The sequence below is a fragment of the Jeotgalibaca caeni genome (assembly GCF_028863945.1).
GTDB classification, from domain to species: Bacteria; Bacillota; Bacilli; order Lactobacillales; family Aerococcaceae; genus Jeotgalibaca; species Jeotgalibaca caeni.
This window is the reverse complement of record NZ_JARBEA010000081.1, coordinates 1-7,973: the sequence shown is the minus strand read 5'-3', so window position 1 is coordinate 7,973 and position 7,973 is coordinate 1. Positions and strand designations below refer to the sequence as shown.

The window sequence follows — 7,973 nt, the reverse complement described above, 5'->3', positions numbered from 1 at the left end:
TGTATTGCCATCCCTATTATACTCCTGCACGTGATTTTCCGTCATGGCATAGAACGCGGAGCGTTCATAAAGTTTTTTGTTGAAGTTTAGCGTATTTTCGTGTAAAGTTGCCATTGAGAGAACCCCTTTCTTTGGTTGTTGGTCGTACATTAACCATAACAGATTGGGGTTCTTTTTTCACACCTTTTGGGTGTGAACTGGAAAGACAAAATATGTTGGAAGACTAACGTTTCAAGACGTTTTCTGAAAATCTATGAATAATTCAGGAAACGTTATATTCATTTAAAGGGGAGACCATAATTTTACCGGATTCACTTAACCCATCGCGCAGCAATTCAAAAGCTCGAAGAGATCGAACTACGCTATCTCCCTCCGGAACAATAATAACATCGGAGGGAATAGGCTCCTCATCGACAATGAGATTATTGATAATAAGAGGGTAACTGGCGCCAATAATCAGACAGGCCACAAGAATGAAACCAAGAGTAATCTTTATTATCTTCATGGTAATCCCCCTCAGTAATTTGTAGTATAATATAACATATATCCAATATTGTTTCTCTAGATAAGAAAATGTACAACAGATCTTATTAGACCAAGGAGCATACCTTCATTTATAATACATCTATAGGGGTGATGCCATGTTAGTCGGAGCAATTGAAGCAGGCGGCACAAAATTTGTCTGTGCTGTCGGAAATGAAGCGAACGAAATCATTGAGCGCGTTTCATTCCCAACCAGAACGCCAGAAGAAACGTTAACAGATATCTTTACCTTTTTTGATCAGTTTGAATTAGCAGCAATCGGGATCGGTTCGTTTGGACCGATTGAAATCAACCGGGATTCGGAAAAATACGGGTATATCCTGTCCACGCCAAAGCTAGCTTGGAAGGATTTTGACTTCTTAGGAGCTTTGAAAAAACGGTATGATATCCCGATGGAGTGGACCACCGATGTGAACGCGGCTGCTTTGAGTGAATCGAAGATAGGTGCTTCAAAAGGGTTGAAAAACACGCTATACATCACAGTTGGAACGGGAATCGGAGTAGGGGCGATTGTGGACGGAAATATTCTGTCAGGAAGTGGACACCCAGAGATGGGCCACATGCTGGTTCGCCCGCATCCAGACGACCATTATGATGGCTTCTGCCCGTACCACGGGAACTGTTTAGAAGGGATGGCAGCGGGTCCATCCATTGACGGCCGCTTAGGGGTAGCCGGTAAAGACGTCAGTCCCGATGACCAAGTATGGGACTTTATCGCATCTTACTTGGGACAAGCCATCGAAGCGTACACCGTCATCCTACGTCCAGAACGAATTGTAATCGGCGGCGGCATGATGAAAGTACCAGGGTTGCTGGACAAAGTCAGAACAGAGTTTGAAACCTTGCTGGCAAACTATGTACCAACACCGCCAGTCGATGAATACATTGTCTTACCAGGACTGGGCGACAATGCAGGCATCACCGGTGCCTTAATTTTAGGAAACCTGTGTTTAGCGTAGAAAAATAGCCTTAGTTGATACATAAAATGTTTCTCCAAAAAACCAAAAGAGACGATTCTCACCCTTACGGGATGAATCGTCTCTTTTTCACTATTTATTTTTTGGGCCTGGATGGGAAACAATGAGCTGTAAGTTGCCCGACAAAGTCCATTCCTCAACAGGATGAGGAATGATAAAATGCTGTCCTTTTTTTAATGGATAATTTTTTCCGTCAATCGTAAGGGAGCCATTTCCCTCCAAAACGCTGACTAACAAGTAGGGCGCAAATTTGGTGAAAGCTGCCTTTGTTTGAATATCCCATTTGTATACAGAGAAATAATCACTTTGGATAAAAGTAATAAACTGGTTGCCATCTTCTTCTGACACAACAAAATCGTTTACCGGATCCGTATGTGGAATCATCGAGACATCAATCGATTGCTCGATATGGAGGTCGCGGGTCGTGCCGTCCTCCTGTATGCGGTCGAAGTCATAGACCCGATACGTGGTATTGCTGCTTTGCTGCGTTTCTAAAATCGTAATCCCCGCACCAATCGCATGAATCGTGCCGCTCGGAACAAAGAAAAAGTCGCCTTTTCGAACGTTAACATGGCGCAATAACTGATCCCATTTTCCCTCCGCAATCAGGGCAGTAAACTCTTCTCGTGTTTGCGCATTGTGGCCGTAAATAATTTCAGCCCCTTCATCCGCGTCAATGATGTACCAGCATTCCGTTTTACCCAATTCACCCTCGTTCGCCAACCCATACTCATCGTCCGGATGCACTTGCACCGATAGAGCATCCTTCGCATCGATAATTTTCGTCAGCAAAGGAAAAACAGCAGAAGAAGGGTGATCGAATAATTCCGGATGCTGAGTATATAAATCATCCAACTTCATACCGGCAAACGAACCGTTCTCTACCGAACCGACCCCATCCGGATGCGCACTGATTGCCCAGCATTCACCCGTGTGATTGCTCGGAATATCGTAGCCATAAATATCACGTAACTTTGTGCCGCCCCACATTTTTTCTTGTAAAACAGGTTGCATAAATAAAGGTTCCTGCATCTTGCTCCTCCTTGTGAGTAGGTGTTGTAAAACCGTATTCATAGGTATTATTATACCGAAAACGGCGTAAGATGGGTATGGTATAATCACATAAAATAAGACGCACAAGAATCTTCATACGAAAGAAAGGACAGGATAACAATGGTTCAACACTTTTTTATGGCAGAAGATATTGAAACACAAGATTTAGGTAACGGGATGAAACGTCGCGTACTAGCACATTCTGAAAATATAATGATTGTAGAAGTCGCCTTTGAAGAAGGAACAGTAGGAAACCTTCACCATCATCCTCATGAACAAGGTACCTATGTAATAGAAGGCGAGTTCGAATTTGAAGTAGCAGGCAAAAAGCAAGTGTTGCGAGCAGGGGATTCGGCTTATCGAGAACCTAATGTACCTCATGGAGCGCTTTGTTTGAAAAAAGGGAAGTTGATTGATGTGTTTACTCCTGGGAGAGAGGATTTTTTGGAGAAAAGTGAATAGAAAATAGCTAATAGGTTTACAGGATGGATGAATTAAATGTTTAGCATAGACAAAAGTAGAATATGAGGCGAATGCGGCAGATTTTTAGTATTTATCTTCAAAACACCAGAAAGTTGAACGCAACTCGTCCTTTGCGTTCAACTTTTGCCCAAACAACCACTAATTTGAACGTAAACGCCTGACATAGGTGGTACCACGACCATTTTCAAGCTGATTAAAGTGCTTCTTCAATGCGCGTCGCACTTGTTGCTTATCAAATTGCCCACCACACCAGTGAAAAGCATTCTGCGTTGTAATCGGAACACCAGGATCTATCTCATGATATTCCATCACAGTCCGTCCAATCGCATCCAGTACCTTTTCTTCAAAGCCGCACTTTCCACAACCCCAAGTCTGACGGGTACCTGTTTTTTCAAACGAATGACAATGCGGACAAAGGATTCCCGGACGCGTATCTGTATAATAGGGCATGTCAGGCGGGCGATACTCCAGATTGTCAATATCCATCAATCGCTCCAAAAATCCCTTCACCTGTGTACTCGGCTCAAGTGGATTATTCAATAACTCACGCACATGCGCAGGAAACAGATGCGCAAATACAATCCTCCCGTCATTATCCAACCCATTAATCTGAAACTCAGGATGAATAAAAATCGTATAAGAGATAATCTTAATCCGGTAACCCCAACGCCGCGCCAGATTATACAGCCTCGTATTCACACTGCTAATCTGACTGTAAAGATCAATCCGATGCCCCTTTTCGGAAACACACTCGTCTCCACCCATCACATACGTACCCGTGTAATTTTTTACTTCATGGTGAATTATCGTGTCACCATAACCAACCAACCCGTCGACCTGAAACTGCGACTTACCATATGGAACCATCAAATCATTCACAACCAAAAACTCCGCCGGCAACTCACCCATGGCGGCGTCATACTCCAACTCACCACGGTACCCCTGAATCTCATCAACCAAATTCCGATAATCCCCATGCGAAAGTTTCGTGCGATAGTAATACGACTCCAAGACCCGGTGCCGCAAAGACTTATTTCGGTATCTCTTCAAAATAAAACCTCCTTTCTACGTTTAAAGTACGCGAAGAAAGGGGGATTCCGTCTTTTTAATATAAGAAAATGCGAAAAGTTGAACGCACTTGCTGCTTTGCGTTCAACTTGGGTTACCAAAGTAAAAAAGGTAATCGTAAACAGCTGATTGCGTTTAACTTTCGCACAAACAATTACTAATTTGAACGTAAACGCCTCGAGTAGGCTTAAATGGCACTTACCAAAAGTGGCGCGTGTGTGAATTCGGCTTATCGTCGTTTCAAGGAAAAGCTGTTTGAGGAAGCAGCCTTGCCCATGAAGGGAAAGAGAAAACCGAACGGTCATCAAGAACGACGGGGGAAACAGGCCTTCAAGCAGAACATTGCTGAAAGGGAGACGGATTACCCGACGTTCAAGGAAGAGTTTGGCCATCTCGAAGGTGATACCGTTGTGGGTGTTCACCAGAAGAGTGCCGTTATTATCTTGATAGAACGCATATCGAGAAGGCGCTAAATCAATGGTTTCAATCGATTTCCAGACATCTGCTTAAGTCCATAACCTTTGACTGGGGGAAAGAATTCTCCAATTGGAAAGCTATAAGGAACCAACATGATAGTGCCATTTATTTCGCCGATCCTGGAACGCCTTCACAGCGTACCTTGAACGAAAATTCCAATGGTTTACTGCGAAAAGATGGTTTGCCAAAAGAAATGGATTTCAATCATGTGGATCAAATGGTTGTCTCTTCAGTTGAGAATAAGCGAAATAATATCCCACGAAAATCATTGGATTACCAGACGCCACTGGAAGTATTTTTGAGTTACCTAGATGAATCAACTTTGTCTAGCTTAAATTGACAAATCAAAAGATTTTAAGGGGCACTGGGCTACCATTGATGAAGTAAGCTATAGTGAAATCGGATCAAATATTTTTTTATGTTTCAGACGATTTTACAGCTTCTGCCCGTGTGCTTAGCGAATTTGCGATTGATTAACAACCGATTCATGGTACCAATCCAGAAGATTTCAACCCGTATTCATTTAATCTTGTTTTAGAAAAAACAGCAGAAGGGAAAATCCTTTACTCTCCTAGTTATCCAGAAATTGTTAACCATCTCCTTCCGCAAAAAAGAAGCTAATTCCACTAGACCAAGAATTAGTGAACTCTGGTATTACAGAGAAACACATATGGAAGATGGAGATGTACAAACAAGAGGGATGCAGTCGCTCATTCATGAGATTACCTATCTGACGGAATCTTCAGCATATCTACTTCAGAATATACGGCTATGGAAGGAAATCCCATAAATGTTAGTCAGTATGTTTATTTTGTTGAGCATACGTTAGGGGCATATGATGGTGGAACAGGTGAAATTTTAGGAACATGGAGTATGGAGTAATCCTTTCCTATCTAAAAGGCTGTAGTGCAACGAGAACGACTATCTCGTTACGCTATCCAATTTTAACGACGAAACGTAACACTCCCTACCCGAATTTCGTTCTTATAAAGGAAGAGAAAAATAAAAAACGAAAGCAGGCCGCTCCCATGACAAACAACCAAGACATTCTCGCATTAGGCTATGGCATTATTCCCAAAAAGGTAATGAAAGATCCGGACCTTACGATTGAAGCAAAGGCTATTTATTCCTACATCGCATCTTACGCCGGGGCAGGGAATACGGCGTTTCCTTCCGTTGATCTCATTTGCCACGATTTAAATATTGGGAAGGATCGTTTCCGCAAGCACAGAAAACTGTTGCTTGAGAAAGGCTACTTGGTTGTGGAGCAACACTCTAACGCCGGGAAGTACAGCAACAACCTCTACACCATCCCACAAACCATTTCTACAGAATCAAAAACAGAGGCAACGGAACTTGAAGAACCGTTGCCTGATTTTACGGCTTCGGAGTTCCAGGTGGCTGATTCTTCTAGCACGAAGAATCGTACCCTTAATAAGAACAGTGGTAATACAAACAGTTTTAAAAAGAACAAAAATCTTTTAGAAGAAGATGATGACGAACCTAATTTAAATAAACATGACTTCATCTGGTGGGAAGAAAACTGGACCGCTCATTTGGGCAGCTATCCACCCTATACCAAGAAAATCCATCAGGCCTTACAACGCTGGATTGAATTCTTTGGTGACGAGGAAATGGTTCAGCATGCGTTTCTCCTAGCCAGCAAGTATGGCGCGAAGTCGTACGCTTATTTGGAATGCATTTTGAAGAACTGGCGGGACGAGGGGATTGAAACGATTGAGGAAGTGTATGACCGGGAGTTGTCAGAACGACAGGTTGGTTATTAAAAAAGCAGCCCTCACTTACGAAACCCTATCGACAATAGTCAAAAAGATTGATAAAATAAAGTAGTTAGCGTTTTCATAAAAGGTGGGAGATCATTATGGAGAAAAATAATCAAGAAATAATAGTAAATCATGAAGGTACAAAAGTAATTCTTACGTACCCAGTAACGGGAGAACAAGTTTTTATTTTTGAAAAGGAAGAAGATGCGGAGAAGTTTGTGGTGAATTGTAAGCAGTTGGATGCGTTTATGGATGAAGTCGATGAGCTGAAATATAGAGCAATGATTCTAGAAGTAATTATAGAGTATGGGTATAACGTGGATGTGGAAGACCTTCATCCGGAGAAAGTTCAATAGTGAAAATGGAACTCCCTTCGAGGTAGTCACTTAAATGTGAGACTACTTCGGAGGGAGTTTTTTTTGTAAAGTATTTTTTCAACATGCTGTTGCATTAAAAGTATGATTATATTAAAATTACCTGAATAATTCATACTTCTAATTTTTCTAGTTATTTTTGGAAATTATTGAATTTTCTTCTTTAAAATGTGATTCCTGCATTTCAATTCATCCATGGGCCAATCGAGGATGCATTTTCAAAGAGTAAAATTGATTTTCTCTCTGTTTTGGGCGCACGAATCCCTTGGATTCCCATAAGTTAAAAAATTAGGTTGAATTTTAATTTATCAACACAGTTGCTGAATTCTTATCCAACAAGTGGCAGAACAAGTTTTGGAAAACATGCGAAGAACTTGTTTTCAGCAACAACCTGCGACCGCTCTTGACCAGTTTCCCAGCCACTTTGAACAGTCGAAGTCGTAGGTATCCACTTGGAATGCTGCCTCATTTTGAGACAGCCCCATCATCGTCCACAAGAACGTAAGACTCTGCCAGCTTTTCCAGATTCCCATTCGTATCAAACGAAAGATTGGATTTTCCTTCAGTAGATTAGCCGAAGAGTTCGCGGAATATCCTTCGAGAAGCTAGAAAAGGAGCCGCTCTTCTTTAATATGAAGGAGTTGGTTTGTCAGTTCCGAAGAGCCAATTGAATCCATAAATTCTTTAATTAATATCATGCCGGCATCCGTTGAAAGATTGCTACCTGTATTAGACACAATCATGTTTGAGGTAAACTTTACGCGTTTTTCCTATAATATAGTCATTGAGAGAACCCCTTGCTATGGTTAGATTTCGACGCTTTAACCATAGTAGATTGGGGTTCTTTTTGTATATCCAAAGGCTGCGAGTAAAAGACATAAAAAAGATTGATATAACTGGATTTCAGAAGAGTCTCCGAAAACCTATGAATTATTCGGGTCCTCCTATTTTTTTGTAAACCTTTGTAGGATGATGAAAGTCACTTGAACAATTAAATGTATATAATTTTTCATTTTTTTGTGCATTTTTTCGCAAAAGAATGGTAAGATTAATATTATTTTCATATTGCTTCTTATTAGGAGAATTGTTACTCTAGTTTTGAGCTAAAATAAAATTTTTTTGTATAAATTAGAAAAATGTGTTTTGCAAGACATTCCTACACAATATTGCAAAGAAAAAGTACACACCTTTGCGCCTGAAATTTTTCTCTGATT

7 protein-coding genes and 2 pseudogenes are annotated in these 7,973 nt (G+C 41.2%); 5 read left to right on the top strand and 4 right to left on the bottom strand.

What is annotated here, in order from left to right:
* Positions 1-262 precede the first annotated feature (262 nt).
* Positions 263-505, bottom strand: coding sequence for a hypothetical protein (locus tag PVE40_RS11950; RefSeq protein WP_274732176.1), 243 nt, complete (start codon positions 503-505; stop codon positions 263-265).
* 136 nt (positions 506-641) lie between these two features.
* On the opposite strand from PVE40_RS11950, the gene PVE40_RS11945 reads away from it, so the two are divergent.
* Complete coding sequence (locus PVE40_RS11945) at positions 642-1,502, top strand: ROK family protein (protein WP_274732175.1); 861 nt, start codon at positions 642-644, stop codon at positions 1,500-1,502.
* A gap of 90 nt (positions 1,503-1,592) precedes the next feature.
* Here the strand turns inward: PVE40_RS11945 and manA are convergent, their stop codons facing one another.
* Positions 1,593-2,552, bottom strand: coding sequence for a mannose-6-phosphate isomerase, class I (gene manA / locus PVE40_RS11940; RefSeq protein ID WP_274732174.1), 960 nt, complete (start codon positions 2,550-2,552; stop codon positions 1,593-1,595).
* A 141-nt stretch (positions 2,553-2,693) separates the two neighbouring features.
* On the opposite strand from manA, the gene PVE40_RS11935 reads away from it, so the two are divergent.
* A complete protein-coding gene (locus PVE40_RS11935) occupies positions 2,694-3,035 on the top strand; it encodes a cupin domain-containing protein (protein WP_274732173.1) in 342 nt (113 codons plus the stop codon).
* A 159-nt stretch (positions 3,036-3,194) separates the two neighbouring features.
* Here the strand turns inward: PVE40_RS11935 and PVE40_RS11930 are convergent, their stop codons facing one another.
* The gene (locus PVE40_RS11930) at positions 3,195-4,106 is read right to left on the bottom strand and encodes a nuclease-related domain-containing protein (protein WP_274732171.1); all 912 of its coding nucleotides are present in this window, start codon (positions 4,104-4,106) and stop codon (positions 3,195-3,197) included.
* A gap of 236 nt (positions 4,107-4,342) precedes the next feature.
* Between PVE40_RS11930 and PVE40_RS11925 the strand changes: the two are divergent.
* The 3 genes and pseudogenes from PVE40_RS11925 to PVE40_RS11915 all read left to right on the top strand — a co-directional run.
* A pseudogene (locus PVE40_RS11925) lies at positions 4,343-4,941 on the top strand (IS30 family transposase); the annotation flags it as partial.
* A 688-nt stretch (positions 4,942-5,629) separates the two neighbouring features.
* A complete protein-coding gene (locus PVE40_RS11920) occupies positions 5,630-6,388 on the top strand; it encodes a DnaD domain protein (protein ID WP_274732170.1) in 759 nt (252 codons plus the stop codon).
* Between the two features lie 95 nt (positions 6,389-6,483).
* Positions 6,484-6,741 carry a hypothetical protein gene (locus PVE40_RS11915; protein WP_274732169.1) on the top strand — a complete coding sequence of 86 codons (258 nt, stop codon included), beginning with the start codon at positions 6,484-6,486 and terminating at the stop codon, positions 6,739-6,741.
* Between the two features lie 318 nt (positions 6,742-7,059).
* On the opposite strand, the pseudogene PVE40_RS12990 reads toward PVE40_RS11915, so the two are convergent.
* Positions 7,060-7,238: pseudogene (locus tag PVE40_RS12990) on the bottom strand (transposase); the annotation flags it as partial.
* Positions 7,239-7,973: the final 735 nt, after the last annotated feature.

Bases quoted from the DNA above. Each gene is read 5' to 3' on its own strand.
- PVE40_RS11915 (WP_274732169.1), top strand. From the start codon at position 6,484: ATGGAGAAAAATAATCAAGAAATAATAGTAAATCATGAAGGTACAAAA.
- PVE40_RS11945 (WP_274732175.1), top strand. From the start codon at position 642: ATGTTAGTCGGAGCAATTGAAGCAGGCGGCACAAAATTTGTCTGTGCT.
- PVE40_RS11920 (WP_274732170.1), top strand. From the start codon at position 5,630: ATGACAAACAACCAAGACATTCTCGCATTAGGCTATGGCATTATTCCC.
- PVE40_RS11935 (WP_274732173.1), top strand. From the start codon at position 2,694: ATGGTTCAACACTTTTTTATGGCAGAAGATATTGAAACACAAGATTTA.
- PVE40_RS11950 (WP_274732176.1), bottom strand. From the start codon at position 505: ATGAAGATAATAAAGATTACTCTTGGTTTCATTCTTGTGGCCTGTCTG.
- manA (WP_274732174.1), bottom strand. From the start codon at position 2,552: ATGCAGGAACCTTTATTTATGCAACCTGTTTTACAAGAAAAAATGTGG.